The sequence below is a fragment of the Mesorhizobium sp. 2RAF45 genome (assembly GCF_052115225.1).
Taxonomy (GTDB): Bacteria; Pseudomonadota; Alphaproteobacteria; order Rhizobiales; family Rhizobiaceae; genus Mesorhizobium; species Mesorhizobium jarvisii.
The window spans coordinates 407,285-422,304 of record NZ_JBFRGG010000002.1; the positions used below are offsets into that span (position 1 = coordinate 407,285).

16 protein-coding genes are annotated in these 15,020 nt (G+C 63.0%); 8 read left to right on the forward strand and 8 right to left on the reverse strand.

The genetic code is table 11. The annotated features are described in order from the left end of the window. Window positions 1-138 precede the first annotated feature (138 nt). The 4 genes from clpS to AB4Z43_RS06885 all read right to left on the reverse strand — a co-directional run bounded on the left by clpS (window position 139) and on the right by AB4Z43_RS06885 (window position 1,650). A complete protein-coding gene (gene clpS, locus AB4Z43_RS06870; protein ID WP_010911143.1) occupies window positions 139-444 on the reverse strand; it encodes an ATP-dependent Clp protease adapter ClpS in 306 nt (101 codons plus the stop codon). Window positions 445-582: 138 nt separating this feature from the next. Beyond that, on the reverse strand, window positions 583-897 hold the full coding sequence (locus tag AB4Z43_RS06875) for a hypothetical protein (RefSeq protein ID WP_032920723.1): 315 nt from the start codon (window positions 895-897) through the stop codon (window positions 583-585). A 162-nt stretch (window positions 898-1,059) separates the two neighbouring features. Then, window positions 1,060-1,314 carry a hypothetical protein gene (locus AB4Z43_RS06880; protein WP_019860699.1) on the reverse strand — a complete coding sequence of 85 codons (255 nt, stop codon included), beginning with the start codon at window positions 1,312-1,314 and terminating at the stop codon, window positions 1,060-1,062. 36 nt (window positions 1,315-1,350) lie between these two features. Beyond that, on the reverse strand, window positions 1,351-1,650 hold the full coding sequence (locus tag AB4Z43_RS06885) for a hypothetical protein (protein ID WP_441936627.1): 300 nt from the start codon (window positions 1,648-1,650) through the stop codon (window positions 1,351-1,353). A 344-nt stretch (window positions 1,651-1,994) separates the two neighbouring features. On the opposite strand from AB4Z43_RS06885, the gene AB4Z43_RS06890 reads away from it, so the two are divergent. Next, entirely contained in the window at window positions 1,995-2,711 is a 717-nt protein-coding gene (locus AB4Z43_RS06890) for a response regulator (protein ID WP_027047307.1), read from the forward strand. Further along, window positions 2,708-4,117: an ATP-binding protein gene (locus AB4Z43_RS06895; protein ID WP_019860702.1), complete on the forward strand. Its 1,410-nt coding sequence runs from the start codon at window positions 2,708-2,710 to the stop codon at window positions 4,115-4,117. The genes AB4Z43_RS06890 and AB4Z43_RS06895 overlap by 4 nt, the downstream gene beginning before the upstream one ends. A 6-nt stretch (window positions 4,118-4,123) precedes the next feature. Here the strand turns inward: AB4Z43_RS06895 and choV are convergent, their stop codons facing one another. From choV to AB4Z43_RS06910, 3 genes are all read right to left on the reverse strand, one after another. Then, a complete protein-coding gene (gene choV / locus AB4Z43_RS06900) occupies window positions 4,124-5,305 on the reverse strand; it encodes a choline ABC transporter ATP-binding protein (RefSeq protein WP_019860704.1) in 1,182 nt (393 codons plus the stop codon). Further along, complete coding sequence (gene choW, locus AB4Z43_RS06905) at window positions 5,302-6,156, reverse strand: choline ABC transporter permease subunit (RefSeq protein WP_441936630.1); 855 nt, start codon at window positions 6,154-6,156, stop codon at window positions 5,302-5,304. The genes choV and choW overlap by 4 nt, the downstream gene beginning before the upstream one ends. A 137-nt stretch (window positions 6,157-6,293) precedes the next feature. After that, window positions 6,294-7,229, reverse strand: a complete 936-nt coding sequence (locus AB4Z43_RS06910) for a choline ABC transporter substrate-binding protein (RefSeq protein WP_020629012.1) — start codon at window positions 7,227-7,229, stop codon at window positions 6,294-6,296. 257 nt (window positions 7,230-7,486) lie between these two features. Between AB4Z43_RS06910 and AB4Z43_RS06915 the strand changes: the two genes are divergently transcribed. Then, on the forward strand, window positions 7,487-8,098 hold the full coding sequence (locus AB4Z43_RS06915; RefSeq protein ID WP_019860707.1) for a thymidine kinase: 612 nt from the start codon (window positions 7,487-7,489) through the stop codon (window positions 8,096-8,098). Window positions 8,099-8,120: 22 nt separating this feature from the next. Here the strand turns inward: AB4Z43_RS06915 and AB4Z43_RS06920 are convergent, their stop codons facing one another. Continuing rightward, window positions 8,121-9,017, reverse strand: a complete 897-nt coding sequence (locus AB4Z43_RS06920) for a DMT family transporter (RefSeq protein ID WP_441936632.1) — start codon at window positions 9,015-9,017, stop codon at window positions 8,121-8,123. Between the two features lie 99 nt (window positions 9,018-9,116). On the opposite strand from AB4Z43_RS06920, the gene AB4Z43_RS06925 reads away from it, so the two are divergent. The 5 genes from AB4Z43_RS06925 (at window position 9,117) to AB4Z43_RS06945 (ending at window position 14,994) form a co-directional block, all read left to right on the forward strand. Further along, window positions 9,117-9,974, forward strand: coding sequence for a LysR substrate-binding domain-containing protein (locus AB4Z43_RS06925; RefSeq protein WP_010911153.1), 858 nt, complete (start codon window positions 9,117-9,119; stop codon window positions 9,972-9,974). 111 nt (window positions 9,975-10,085) lie between these two features. Beyond that, entirely contained in the window at window positions 10,086-10,475 is a 390-nt protein-coding gene (locus AB4Z43_RS06930) for a c-type cytochrome (protein WP_038649146.1), read from the forward strand. A gap of 309 nt (window positions 10,476-10,784) precedes the next feature. Then, a complete protein-coding gene (locus AB4Z43_RS06935; RefSeq protein WP_027047308.1) occupies window positions 10,785-11,873 on the forward strand; it encodes a hypothetical protein in 1,089 nt (362 codons plus the stop codon). 40 nt (window positions 11,874-11,913) lie between these two features. Continuing rightward, on the forward strand, window positions 11,914-13,059 hold the full coding sequence (locus AB4Z43_RS06940) for a hypothetical protein (RefSeq protein WP_038649149.1): 1,146 nt from the start codon (window positions 11,914-11,916) through the stop codon (window positions 13,057-13,059). Window positions 13,060-13,083: 24 nt separating this feature from the next. Beyond that, the gene (locus tag AB4Z43_RS06945) at window positions 13,084-14,994 is read left to right on the forward strand and encodes an ATP-binding protein (RefSeq protein WP_441936634.1); all 1,911 of its coding nucleotides are present in this window, start codon (window positions 13,084-13,086) and stop codon (window positions 14,992-14,994) included. The last annotated feature ends 26 nt before the right edge of the window (window positions 14,995-15,020 follow it).

Consider the following 15,020-nt stretch of genomic DNA (forward strand, 5'->3'; position numbering starts at 1 on the left):
ATCGGCGCGCAGCGCCGAGACGGTTGAGGGCTGTTACAGCGGAGTGAGGCGTTGGTGTTCGCTGGAACACCCCTCATCCGACCTCGCTTCGCGAGGCCACCTTCTCCCACAAGGGGAGAAGGAAGAGGCGCCACTCCTCTACTCCTCCGGCTCGGTCGTGAACAGCAGCGGGTAGCCCTTGGCCTTGCCGGCGTCGGTGGCACGCGTCGCCTTGGTCTCGGCGACATCCTTGGTGAAGACCGCGACCACGCAGACGCCACGCCGATGCGCGGTGATCATGATGCGGTGCGCTTGGTCCTCGCTGAGCTTGAACTCGCCCTTGAGCACCGTGACGACGAATTCCCGCGGCGTGAAATCGTCATTGATGAGGATGACCTTGTAGAGCTTCGGCCGCTCGGTCTGCGGCTTGACCTTGGTTCGCGGTTTTGTGGTGATTTCTGGCATCGGAACCGACAGTTTCGCGATCGGGCTTTACCCGGTATTTTGCCACGGGCGGCAGCGATCGTCCATTTTGATTGGCATGCGGGCGGCCGGCGGGCCGGCCCGGTATTCACAATCATGTGGGAAATTGTCGGGCGCGGTTCAACGGCCCTGGCGGCCGAAGATACGGCGGTTGGCACCGGCATCCGCCCGGCGTTCCATCCAGGCCGCGATCGGCCATCCGACGACGCAGACCAGCGTCACGGCAAGCAACACGATCAGCAGCCACGCCTGGACAGGTGTGATGTAGTCCCAGTTGCTGGAAATTATCGGCGCGAACAGCGAGGGCTCGGTGCGGCCACTGGCAGGATCGGGCACGGGGCTGGCGGTGAGCAGAATCAGCACCCTGGCGACACCGGTGGCAACCAGGCCGCCAATCACCATCGAACGCAAAATGGACGAAAGCCGCTTCTTCATGCGGATTGTCCTACATGGCCGGCGTTGAAAACGGGTTAAGTCAGATCGAGGTGGCCGGCTGCAAGCCACCGGTATTCAGCCGCTCGATCAGGTGCCTGGCAGAAGGCCGCCCCAGCCGGCTACGGCTGGAACGGCCTTGATAGAAACTGGCTTCGGAGCCGATCAGGGCTTCTTCGGAGCAGCCTTGTCCGTCGCCTTCTTCACAACCTTCTTGGCCGGAGCCTTCTTGTGCTTGACCTTCTTGACGACCTTCTTCACCGGGGGCTTGGCGGTGGCGTCAGCAGCCGGGGCCGGGGTGGTCGTGGTGGCAGCAGCAGCCGGAGCAGCGGTCGTGGTGGCAGCGGCGTTGCCAAGAGCGGGCATCGCGAAAGCCAGAGCGACGGCGAGACCGGTGGCGGAGAGGATGGACTTCTTCATGGCTTCATTTCCTTTTTATGCGGGTCAAGTTGAGTGTCACTGGACCGGGTCGTTCGGTGTCACTCCAAGCAGCTTCAAAGCGTTGGCGAGCATCCGGATGCCCTGTGCCTGTTTCTTGGCGGCGCAGTACCGGTTGCCCTTTCTCTGAAGTGCCTTTGCCGCGGTGACCTGCGTTGCCGTGGCATGGGTTTCGAGGGCTTCATCAAATTGGTGGCTGAGATTGGCGCACCGTTCGCTCCGGGTGAGCGGCGCCTTTGCGTCCGATTGTCCAACAGTGGCAGTGACCAGGCCAAGGCCCAGCAACGCACCCAACAAACTGATCGACAAGCTTGGCATCGGTTTTTCCGTGAACCCGGAGATTTTGCGTCGCAGCCGGTAATCTGACCGCCACGGCTCCGTTATGCCGCCCTACCTTTTCAGGAGTTTTTCCCAATTGTAGAATTTTGTTTCTGGATTGTGTCTGGCCCGCCCGCCCCATGCGTATCGTCCAAATCGGTCCCGGTTTTGGGAACCGCACGCATGGAAACAAAGAGCTTCTGCACGGCCATCGCTTTCCATGTGGAGAAGGCCGAATTCGTTCTCCCTTGAAAAGCAAGGCACTGGCCAACATATGGCCCGAATTCTATCGTGTGGCTCACCTGCCAGGAATGACTTGGCTGGCAATCGAGACAGGGCACCTCGTGAAATCCGACGCACACATACTGATCGTCGACGACGACAAGGGCATCCGCGACCTGCTTCAGGAGTTCTTCCAGAAGCGGGGCCTGCACACTTCGGTTGCCGCCGACGGTACCGAGATGGAGGCTGTCCTGCGCCGCGCGCAGGTGGACCTCATCGTGCTCGACGTGATGTTGCCCGGCAAGAGCGGGCTGGAACTGTGCCGCGACCTGCGCGCCCAGTACTCGACGCCGATCATCATGCTGACCGCCGTCACCGAGACCACCGACCGCGTCGTCGGCCTGGAGATGGGCGCCGACGATTATGTGCCCAAGCCCTTCGATCCGCGCGAACTCCTGGCGCGCATCCGTGCCGTGCTGCGGCGCAATGGTACTTCCGAACCGAAACGCGCCACAACCAAGCAGATCTACCATTTCGCCGGCTGGACGATGGACTGTTCGCGGCGCCGGCTGACGGCGCCCGACGATGTCAGGGTCGAGCTGACCATGGCCGAGTTCAACCTGCTGCAGACCTTCGTCAAGAGCGCCCAGCGCGTGCTGACCCGCGACCAGCTCATCGAGCTTTCCGGCGGCGACAGCGACTATTCCTTCGACCGCAGCATCGACATCCTGGTCAGCCGGCTGCGGCGCAAGATGGAAGATGATCCGAAAACGCCGAAACTGATCCTGACGGTGCGCAGCGGCGGCTACCAGTTCCTGCCCGAGACGACCTCCGAATGAGACGTTTCCTGCCGCAGACCTTGCCTGTCTGGGTGCTGCTGATCGTCATTGCCGGCCTTCTGATCAGCCAGGTCGCGACCCTCTATATCGTGTCGCGCGACCGCGCCGCCGCCAACGACGTGGTCGACCTCTACCGGCTCAACGACCGCGCCTTCTCCTTGGTGCAGCTGATGAGCGGCGCCACGCCCGAGGAGCGCAAGGCAACCGCGGCGGGCCTGTTCAACTCGACTTACGCCCTTACCGTCTCGGACACGCCCGCCGTCACCTCCTCGATCGCCGGTGACGACGAACTGGCCGAACTCGAGGATATTCTCGTCGGCCGGCTGTCGAAGTTCGGCATCACCGATGCGCGCGTGCGGCGCGATCCGGCAACGCGTGAGGCCGACGACGCCAGCGGCACAGCATCCGGCCCCGATATCGGCCAGGTCGAGCGCGACCTTCTGGTGCTCGCCGCCGATTTCGCCCAGAGCGACAAGCTGACGGCCTCCTTGCGCTTCGCCGACGGCCAGTGGCTGAACTTCACCGAGCCGATCACGCCGGTCGGCCCGATCCTGAGCTTCGACAGCCTGCCGCTCTATTCGCTGATCGCCGGCCTGGTGGTGATCATGTCGATCTGGTCGCTGCGCCGGCTGACCGCGCCCTACCGGATGATGGAAACCGCCGTGAACCGGATCGGCAAGGACCTGAAAAGCCCGCCGATCGCCGAGTCGGGCAGCCGCGAGGTGCGGGCCGCCGCCAGGGCGATCAACGCCATGCAGAAGAGGCTGCGCGAATATGTCGAGGACCGCGAACATCTCGCCGCGGCGCTTGCGCATGATTTGCGCACGCCGATGACGCGCATGCGGCTGCGGCTCGAACTGTTGCGCAAATCGGCGGTTCGCGAGGCGCTGGCCCATGATCTCGCCGATGTCGAAAGCATCGCCAGTTCCGTGATCGACTTCGCCACTTTCGAGGTGAACGAGGAGAAGGCCGAGCGCATCGACTTCTGGTCACTCGTGGAATCGATCGCCGACCCCTATCCGGAGGTCTCGTTCGACAATGACGACACCCGTTCGCGCGGCCTGATCTGCATTGCGCGGCCGGTGGCGCTCAAACGCTGCGTAACCAATCTGGTGCAGAACGCCGTCACCTACGGCAAGAAGGCACATCTCAGCCTGCACCGCTCGGACGGCACGATCACGCTCACCATCCGCGACGAAGGGCCTGGCATACCGCAGGCGCAGATCGATGCCGTCTTCGGCTCCTTCGTGCGCCTCGAACAGTCCCGCAACCGCCAGACCGGGGGCCTCGGCCTGGGACTCACCATCGCCCGCAACATCGCGCGCGCCGCCGGCGGCGAGATCCGCCTGTCCAATCATCCGGACGGTGGGCTGGTAACGGAGCTGCGCCTGCCGCAGGCGACCTGAACCGCTCTATCTTCTCAACACCGCGCTCAGCACATCCCTGATGCCGATGGCGCCGACGAAGCGCGACTGGTCGTCGAACAGCGCCACGGGGGCCGTCTGCGAGCGGTGCATGGCCAGCATCACGGTTTTCAGCGACGTGCCGGGATTGGCCCAGAACACTTGCGCAGCTTCCTCCGACTGGGCCTCGACATCGGCGCAGGACACCCAGACCGCCGGCTTGCCGTCGCGTTCGGCCGCCGCCACCAGGCCGTGATCGTCGATCTTGAAGCGCGTCGTCTTGCGCCGGTCGAGCCACACCCAGCCATTGTCGCCGTGCTCGAGGTCGCGGCGGTCGCGCATCACATTCCAGGCGGTCAGCACCGAGAGCGGATTCACATTGGCGATGAAGTCGCGGACATAGTCGTTGGCGGGTCGCAGCACGATGTCTTCCGGCGCGCCGGTCTGGACGATGCGCCCGCCCTCCATGATGGTGATGTGGCTGCCGATCTTCAGCGCCTCTTCCAGGTCGTGGCTGACGAAGATGATGGTTTTCTTCAGCTCGGCCTGCAGCTGCAGCAATTCGTCCTGCAGCTTGGTGCGGATCAGCGGGTCGAGCGCCGAGAACGGCTCGTCCATCAACAGGATCGGCGCCTCGGTGGCGAAGGCCCGCGCCAGGCCGACGCGCTGCTGCATGCCGCCCGACAGCTCGTGCGCGTATTTCTTCGACCACTGGTCGAGATTGACCAGCTTGAGCTGCTTGTGAACGCGCTCCTTGCGCTCGGCGTCCGGCACGCCGGCAAGTTCGAGGCCGAGCCCGACATTTTCCTCCACCGTGCGCCACGGCAGCAGACCGAACTGCTGGAACACCATCGCCACCTGCTTCTGGCGCAAGCGCCGCAAGGTCGGCTCGTCGCAGGTGACGACGTCGACAATCTTGTCGCCGTCCTTGACCAGCACCTGGCCGCGCGACACCACATTGAGCCTGTTGACGGCCCGAAGCAGGGTCGACTTGCCGGAACCCGACAGGCCCATCAGCACCGAGATCTCGCCTTCATGCACGGTAAGGCTGGCGTCGGCGCAGCCCAGCACATTGCCGGTTTTCTCCAGGATTTCGGCGCGTGTAGCGCCCTTGTCGATCATCGCAAGCGAACCGGCCTGGTCGGCGCCGAAGACGATATCGACGTTCTTGAAATCGACGGCGACGGTCATTTCTTGCCTCCAACGCCAATGCGGGTCATTCGGTCGAGCACGATGGCCAGCACGACGATGGCGAGGCCCGCCTCAAGCCCGAGATCGATGCGGCGCGAGCCGAGCGCGCGGTTGATCTCCGTGCCCAGCCCACCGGCGCCGATGAGGGCCGCGAACACCACCATCGACAGCGACAGCATGATCGACTGCGTCAGACCCGCCATGATGGTGGGCAACGCCGATGGCAGTTCCACCTTCCACAACAGCTGGTTCTTGGTGGCGCCGAACGCCTCGCCGGCCTCGATGATCGACTTCGGCACCGAGACGACGCCCAGATGCGTGAGCCTGACCGCGGTCGGGATGACGAAGATGATGGTGACGATGAGGCCGGGCGCGTTACCAAGGCCGAACAGGGTCAAGACCGGGATCAGGTAGACGAAGGTCGGCAGCGTCTGCATCAGATCGAGCACCGGCAGCATGATGCGGTAGACCTTCGGCTTGTGCGCCGCCCAGATGCCGAGCGGCACGCCGATGGCCATGGCCATGGCTGCGGCAGCGACGACCAGCACCAGCGTCTGCACGGTCTGCTTCCACAGGTTCTGGTTGATGATGAAGATCAGGCCGAGGAAGACGCCGATGGCGAGTGGCCGCGAGCGCTGCAGCAACCAGGCGATGACGGCGATAACCAGCGCCAGCAGCACCGGCGGCACCATCAGCAGGAGGTCGACCAGCCCGTCGAGAATGAAATTCAGACCGTTGGAGAAGGCTCTGAAGATGGTGTCGAAATTATCGGTCAGGAACCCGAAAAAGGACTTTCCCCAGGCGCCGATCGGGATCTTGTGATCGACCATGAATTTGGAAATCGGATCCATCTCACCCCTCTTCCACCAGGGCTCTGCCTTCGGCCCCGCGCTGTCGCAACGTCATCTTGTCACAGGATGTGAAAAAGGGCAGCCCTTTGTCAAACGGCTGCCCATCTTCATCCGGTCATGCCGGATGCGAAGTCGGCTCAGCTTCCGAGCGCTGTCTTGACCGCCGCCGCGGCGTCACCGCCGTCGAAGGTGGTCACGCCGGCGATCCATGGCTTGACCGCGTCCGGGTTCTTCTTCAGCCAGTCGGTGGCGACCGTCTGGGCGTCACCGCCCTTGAGGATCGCGTCCATCATCTGGCCTTCCATGTCCAGATTGAACTTCAGGTTGGCGATGAACTTGCCCGCATTCGGGCACTCGGTGGTGTAGCCCTTGCGCACATTGGTGAACACGGTGGCCGCGCCGAAACCGCTATCGCCCATGCCGTCGAGATAGGTGATCTTCATGGCGCCCATCACCGGATGCGGCGTCCAGCCGAGGAAGGCGATCCACTCATTGTTCTTCATCGACTGCTCGGCCTGCGTCAGCATGCCGGCCTCCGAGGATTCGACCAACTCGAAGCCCTCGAGATTGTCCTTCGGGTTCTTGATCATGTCGAGGATGATGCGGTTGCCGTCATTGCCGGCTTCGATACCGTAGATCTTGCCGTTGAACTTGTCCTTGAACTTGCCAAGGTCGGTCAGCGACTTGACGCCGGCGTCCGCGACATAGGTCGGCACGACGATGCCGTAGCCGGCGCCGGTCAGGTTCGTGCTGATGGTCTCGACCGAGCCATCGGCGGTGTAATCCTTGATGTCGTTGGTCATCGACGGCATCCAGTTGCCGAGGAAGACGTCAAGGTCCTTGTTCTTCAGGGAAGCCATGGTCACCGGCACCGACAGCTGGATCACCTTCGGCTCGTAGCCGAGCGCGGTGAGCAGCACCGAAGCGAGACCGGTGGTCGCCTGAATGTCGGTCCAGCCGACATCGGAAAGACGCACGGTCTTGCAGCTTTCGGCATCACCGGCGAAGGCGGCGCTCGTGGACAACAAAGCCGCCAGGCCGAGGCCGGCGACGAAGGAATTCATACGCGACATAGACAGTCTCCCATTGTGATTCTTTGGCGAAGCGTGGAAACGGTTTCTCTGCCCGCCTTGTTTCGTCAGCCAAACACCATTCTGGTGTAGTTTCAAGCGTTAAGGCAATCACGATCAACGGCGCGGACTGGCCAATCAGCGACACGGCTGACGCTTTTGTCACGCCGCTTATCTTTTTCAGCGGCGAGCCGGCTTTTTCAGGGGAATGCGCCAGCGGCCCCTCCCCGCTTTGGGCCAAGTCGGCTTAAAAGAGCGGCATGGCCAAGCTCTACTTCAACTACGCGACGATGAATGCCGGCAAGACGACGATGCTCTTGCAGGCCTCGTATAATTATCGCGAACGCGGCATGACGACGATGCTGTTCGTCGCCGGCCATTACCGCAAGGGCGACAGCGGCCTGATCTCGTCGCGCATCGGGCTGGAGACTGAAGCCGAGATGTTCCGCGACGGCGACGACCTGTTCGCCCGCGTCGCCGAACATCACGACCATACGACCGTGCACTGCGTCTTCGTCGATGAGGCGCAGTTCCTCGACGAAGAGCAGGTCTGGCAATTGGCCCGCATCGCCGACCGGTTGAACATCCCGGTCATGTGTTACGGCCTGCGCACCGATTTCCAGGGCAAGCTGTTTTCCGGCTCGCGCGCGCTGCTGGCGATCGCCGATGATCTGCGCGAGGTGCGCACCATTTGCCGCTGCGGCCGCAAGGCCACGATGGTCGTGCGCCTCGGCCCGGACGGCAAGGTGGCCCACCGGGGCGAACAGGTGGCGATCGGCAAGGATGTCTATGTCTCGCTCTGCCGCCGTCACTGGGAAGAAGAAATGGGCCGCGCCGCGCCCGACGATTTCATCGGCTTCATGAAATCCTGACCCTGCTTCCCTGCGACTCGCGTCAGGCCGCAGAGACGCGCCTCAGCGGAAACCGCCAGCCCAGCCGGACACCGAGTGTCGCCACGGCGATCAGCGCCATGCCGGCGGCCTGCGCCTGCCCGAGCGGATGCCCGTAGATCGCCCAGTCGATGATGATGGCAACGACCGGATAGATGAAGGTGATGATGCCGATCACCGGCGTCGTCAGGCGCGGAAAGGCCGAGTTCATCAGCACATAGGCAATGCCGGTGTGCAGCACGCCGATGCTGGCCAGCCAGCCCCATGCATGCACGGGAACATGCTGGCCGATATCGGCGAAGGGCGCGAGCATGACGATCCCGACGATCGTCTGGCAAAGCACGGTGACCTCCGAGCGCTGCCGGCCCAGGCCCTTGGCGAGGATCGTCGCCACCGCATAGAGCAGCGCGGCGACCAGCGTCAGCGCGATGCCCAGCGCCCATGCCGTGCTGGCCTGCGCATGCGAAACCACCAGCCCGCTGGCCAGCACGACGCCAAGGAACGCGCCAAGCATCCACAGCATCTGGTCGAGCGAGATACGCTCCTTGAGGAAGACCACCCTGATGATGACCACGAAGAACGGCTGCACGTGATAGACGATCGTCGTCGTGGCGATCGACGTCATGGCGAAGCCGGCGAAGAAAGCCGTCCAGCTCAGCACCATGCCGGCGCCGGCAAGTGCAGCCAGCGCGAGGCGGGACGGCGACAGCGTCCTGTCCGGCAGATAGCCCCGCAGCAGGCACCATGCGCCGAGGAACATGGCGCCGAACACGCAGCGCCAGAACACGATCGTCACGGGATGAAGCCCCGCTTCCGTGACAAAGGCGCCAACCGTGCCGGCTATCGTCATCGCCAAGGCCAGGCTCGCGGCCGGAAAACGGGAAGTTGGCAGGTCCTTCATCGAAAATCCCTCAGACGGGCGAAACCCATCTGGCCACCAGTATAGCTTTCACACAAGCGAATAGATTTGGAGCAAGCTATTCGATATGCTGATAGCGCCATGGCTGCTCCGCTTGACCTCAACCTCCTGAAAACCTTCGTCGCCGTCGTCGAGAGCGGCAGCCTGTCCAATGCGGCGCCCCGGGTCGGCCGCAGCCAGTCGGCGGTCAGCATGCAGATGCAGCGGCTGGAGGAGATGGTGGGCAACCAGCTTCTGGTGCGCGGACCGAGAACGGTTACCCCCAACGCCATCGGCGAGGATTTTCTCATCTATGCGCGCCGGCTGCTGAAGCTGTCGGATGAGGCCTGGGCGAGCGTCACGCGGCCGAAGGAGACGGGCAGCGTGCGTCTTGGCGTGCCGGACGATTACGCTGCCTTCCTTCTGCCACCTGTCCTATCGCGTTTTGCCGAGGATCACCCGCTGGTGACGGTGGAACTGATCTGCGAACAGTCGACCGCGCTGGTGAAAACCCTGGCGGAAGGACGGCTCGACCTGGCGATCGTCACTCGCTTGCCGGACCAGCCGCTCGACGTCATCCGGCTTGAGCGTTTCGTCTGGGTCGCCTCGCCGAACCATGTCGCCTGGCAGACCGATCCCTTGCCTGTCGCCCTGTTCGAGCCCGGCTGTGCCGCCAGGATGAATGTCCTGCAGGCGCTTGGCGAAGCTGACCGGTCTTACCGTTGCACCTATTCCAGCGCCTCCCTGCTTGGCCTGATCGCGGTCGTGCAGGCCGGGCTCGCCGTCGCCGGCCTGGCGCAGCGCAGCGTACCGCCATCGCTGCGCATCATCGGCGGCAATGAAGGGCTTCCCGTGCTGCCGGATCTCGAGATCGGCATCCTGCGCAACCCGCTGTCGAGCACGCCGGCGGTCGATCGGCTGCATGATTTCCTGCGCCGCGACCTCGCACAGCAAGCCTGAGATCATCGTCTCCGCACGGGATTGGGTGCGACCGGCCCACTCGCCGCGGTGCAGCGTTTGTTAAGGCCTTGGTCCTATAAGGCCGTCAGCCAGAGCTCTCCGGGGTCAGCCATGCTTCGAGCCGTTTCCTCAGCCAGCCTTCTTCTCATTGCCACCTCCATTGCCGCCCATGCCGGCGGCGACCCGGTGCAGGGCAAGCACGTCTTCAACCGCTGCATGGCCTGCCATGAGGCGGCCACCGACCGCGACAAGGTTGGCCCGCATCTCAAGGGTGTCGTCGGCCGCACCGCGGGCACCGCGGAAAGCTTCCTTGGCCATTATTCCGAAGCCATGAAGAGTGCGGGCGCTGCCGGTCTCGTCTGGGACGAGGCAAATCTCACCGAGTATCTCAAGGCCCCTAAGCTCAAAGTTCCCGGCAACAAAATGGCTTTTGGTGGTCTGACGAATGATGACGACGTCGCCAATGTCATCGCCTATCTGAAGGCCGATCCGAAGCCCTGAGTGCGCGTCGGTGCGGTGCGGCCGCACTGATATGTTTGCCTGCAACCGGTTCAATCCCCTGCCGAATTCAGCATTTCCGCGTCGGCCGGGGCTGACTGTCTTGCCGGCATGAAAGTTCAATGACAGCTGAACTAGTCCCGACTGACCGGCTAATCACGCCATGACCACACCTGCATTGTCTTTCAAGGCCTTGGCGGATTCTTTTGTTTTCACACGACCCTTGTCTTCACGTCTTTCAATCCCCGGATGCCCCACATATATTCGCCGCTGTTCGCAATCAGCGACCGGAAGCCGAAGCGGGAGGCCCCTATGGCGACATTGCAGAATTTCGACGCCGAAATTGCCAAGACCAAGCAGGTCGTCCAGGACATGCGCACCAAGATCGAGCAGTCCGGCACCGTGCTCGACACGCTTGCCACCGCTGACAAGAAGATCGGCGACGCCAATTTCGACATCGAGAACGCCCGCATCGAGGACGTGCTGAAGCAGCAGAAGGTGATGGAAGGCAACATTGCCGACCTGATCATCGGCCTCGAGGACGCCACCAACGTCTTCGGCGCCGAGTTCGAGAGCATGAAGAACTACACCGGCTGGGAAAACTTCGTCGGTGTCTTCTCTAGCCAGCGCAAGCAGCGTATGCGCACCGACCGCGTCCGCAACATGTCGCTGGCCGGCAATCTGCAGGAACTTCTGGCCAAGTCCGACACCATCGTCGGCATCTTGAAGGCGCAGAAGGAGGTCCTCGACCAGCGCTACAAGACCTCCGAGACCAGCCTGTCGCAGGTGATCGAGCGCCGCAAGACCACCATGTCGAACCTCGAAGCCGTGCAGAAACGCATCGAGGAACTCAACCCGATGCTGCTCGACATCGAAAACAAGATCGCCGCCTCGACCAGCCAGAAGGACCGCACCCAACTTGAGGGCGAACGCTCCAAGCTCGCCACCGAATACAACGAGAAGCAGGCCAAGGAGCAGGAACTGCTGGCCGAAAGCCAGACGCTCGAGCGCTACACCTCGATGTTCCAGACCTTCGTCGATTCGCTCAACAACCAGATCGCCGCGCAGTCGACGCTGATCAACAAGCTGACCATCGATACCGAGCAGCGCATCGTGCTCTACAAGGCGCTGGAAGATTCGCTGAAGACCGCCGCGCAGCAGGACGTCGCCCACAAGATCAACACGCTGGGCAGCCAGGTCGACAACACGGCGGAAGAAACCATGGCCGGCATCGGCGCCGCTTCGCAGAAGCACATTGGCGACCTGCTCGAAATGCACGAGAAGAACATGGTCGCCAGCGCCGATATCCAGCGCCGCAAGAAGCTCGCCGACGATGCCTTTGCCCGGCGCTTCGACGAGGTGCTGAAGAAGCACAATTCGGCCAACTACGTGCAGTCATAATTGCCGCGCGCACCGGTGCGACAATCCCAGGGCTGACAGAATGACCCCCGAAAACGACGCGGCGGCGCGGTATTTCTCGGCAATCACGGCCGCGCTCAGCGGCCTTGAAGTGTTCATGCGCGACGACCGCTCGCCGCTTTACCGGCACGGCATCGTCGCAAAGATCGTTGCCGAGTACATCGCCCGGCTCGACAAGTCCTTTGGCTGCTGGCGCAACCGGCTGGGCTTCATGGACACGTTCCGCATTTCGCGCGCCGAAAGCGGTTTTCCGGTGTTCCAGAACCTGCTCGAACTGGAAAACGACCGCCGCCAGGCCGACAGCCGGCTCGCCAACATCCCGCTGGCCGGAGAGCTGCGCGAGGAGATGGCCGACTTCATCCTGCGCCACAAGGAGTTCCCCGAGGCGCTGCAGAAGTCGATGGCCGAGCGTCTCTATCTCGAGGACGTCAAGAGCGAGCAGACTTTCGGGCCGTTCACGCTGGCGCAGACGGCCAAGGTGTCGGTCAATCCGAAGACGGCGTTGCCCTACTATCTCGTCCATTGGGCGACCTTCGACGGCAGCGCCAACTTGCCGCTGGTCTACATGGTGACGGTGGAGGATTCCTCCGAGAACATGGTCCGCCAGCTCGTCGACCGGAACGGCAAGCTCAACGACAAGGTCGACATCCCGCTGCCGGTCGACGGCCTGCTCAATCCCGAGCTCGCCCACCGTTTCGACGATTTCACCGAGAAGAACTCCGCCTACACGCTTTCGCCGGCGACGATTGCCGTAAACCTAGACAAGGATTTCGAGCCGCTGCACCCCAAGCAGTTGCGCCGCGTCGTGCTTGGCCCGTTCTATTCCGCGGGCATTACCGACAACAATTCGACGGTGACCGAAGTGCTGGCCAAGGTGCGCAAGCCGGAAAACGCCTGGCTGCTGACCTGGACCATCCAGGAGGTCTATTCCAAGGGCGAGAAGCCCGGCCGGAAGGGGCTGTTTTCCAGCGAGAAGACGACGCAGGAATTCTTCATCAACACCGACGACCTGGAAGCCGCGCGCCAGGGCGTGTCGAGCTACGAAAACCACGCACTGATCCCGCACGAGGCCTACCAGGCGCTCTACGCCGCCGGCGAAGCACAGAAGATCTTTGGCGGCTACAAGGTCCACATCCTGTCGAACGGACAGGTCATTTCAGACGTCTGACCGTAACACCACGGAGCATCCTTCATGGACACCGGCCTGACCACCATCCCGGAAGCGGCGATCGAGAAGCACCGCGCCACCGCGCAGAGCTTCATCACCCGCATCGTCGTGCTGGAGGACCCGTCGCGCGAATCCGGCACGGCGCTGGCCGGCACCAACCGCCGCTTCGTCTCCACCGTCTCGGTCGGCTCGGTGCGCCGCACGCGCGAGGTAGAGCTGTCGAGGACCGTCGGCGCCGTCCATCCCGACGACCAGCTGCTGACCATCCCGCAGCACACGCTTCTGTTTCGTGCCCGGCGCGGTACGGCGATTGCGCTCGCCATATCGGATGTCTTCGCCGAAGGCTCCGACCTCGAAAGCCTGCAGGCGAAGAACGCCCGCGCCCCGCTGGAGGGCGACGAGGCGTCGACCTTCAAGAAGCTGCTCTCAGCGTCGGCCTACATCTCGGCCTTCAGCCTGGCATCCTACCTGTTCCAGCTGATCGACAGCGACGGCGAGGCGCCCAACGACATCCCCGAACCCGACTTCCTTTTCGACACGCCGCAGGATGCGGTGAAGTCGATCCTCGCGCGCCTCGACAAGGCGATCGCGGGCTCGAAGGACGATGCCGACCTGGCGACCAGGGCACGCGCCTTCGCCCGCGTCGCCATTGACGGACTGCTGGCCAGAAAAGGCCGCTTCGACGGCATCGGCCCGTTCGAGAACGCCCATATCCGCATCGATGCCGACGACTTCACCCTCGACGGCTTCGACGTCGCGCCCCGCAAGCGGTCGAAGCCGCTGGTGATGACCTTCAAGAAGCCGGAAGAAGTCGTCGGCAACCACATCGCCAAATACCAGTCGGTCAAGCTCGCCAAGATGCTGATGGCCTATGATTTCGAGCGCGAGCTGAACCCGTTCGTCGAACTCGGCGGCTTCCTGTTCACCTTCATCGGCGACGGTGCGCCCGGCACCGGCAAGACGACGCTGATCCAGATGATCGCCGGCCTGGTCAACGGCTACTGCCAGGTCGCCGGCTATCCCTTCGCCTACGAGAATTTCGGCGTCGACCAGATCTCGTCCTATCAGGGCAAATCGGGTCAGAACTGCCGCCAGTTCATCAACAATGTGCTCAACCCGCGCGTCATCGGCTTCGGCACCATCGACGATATCGACCAGGTGGCGGCGCGCCGCTCCGACGACCGCGCCTCTGCCGGCCAGCAGGAAATCACCGGCGTCCTGATGGATGCCTTCGCCGGCGCTTCAACCGTGGTGCGCGGCAACTGCTCGTTCGGCATGTTCTCCAACTATCCCGAAAATGTCGACGACGCGCTGCGCCAGCGCGCCGGCGCCCGCTGGCTGGTCGACGGCCCGCAGACCCGCGACGACTATATCGACATCTTCGTGCTGCTCGCCGGCAAGAACCACGAAATCCCTCTGGGCAAGCACGAGCTCTACGCCGCGCAGGAAATCCAGCGCGCCGTGACCGAAGCCTATGAGGAGCATGAGAAGCCGCAGGAAGACGGCCTGATGAAGGTCTACGAGCGCTACATGAAGGACAATGGCGCGCCCAAGACCTTGGCCGACATCGGCACCTACCTGCACCTGATCAAGGACGCCGAGCCGCGCTTCACCGGCCGCGCCATCAAGAACGTTACCGACGCCATCAAGATGCGCGCCATGGACATTGAGCTTCCCGACGACTGGTTCGAGAAGCCGGAAGCCTTCATGCACAAGAGCTATGACGAGAAGAAAGCCATGATCGAGGAACTGCGCGGTCCGTTCTCGATGGACATGGTCATGCAGGAGATCAACCGCTACGCCGATTCCGAGTTCCGCTATTCCGACAAGTCCGACGACGCCGCCGTGGAAAAGCTGCTGCGCGACGCGCGGCTACGCGAGCGGGCGGCGCGCGAGATGGAGGAGATGAAGAAGAAGGGGCTTTGGAATGCGTGAGCCACACCGGCCTTTCCTTCTCCCCG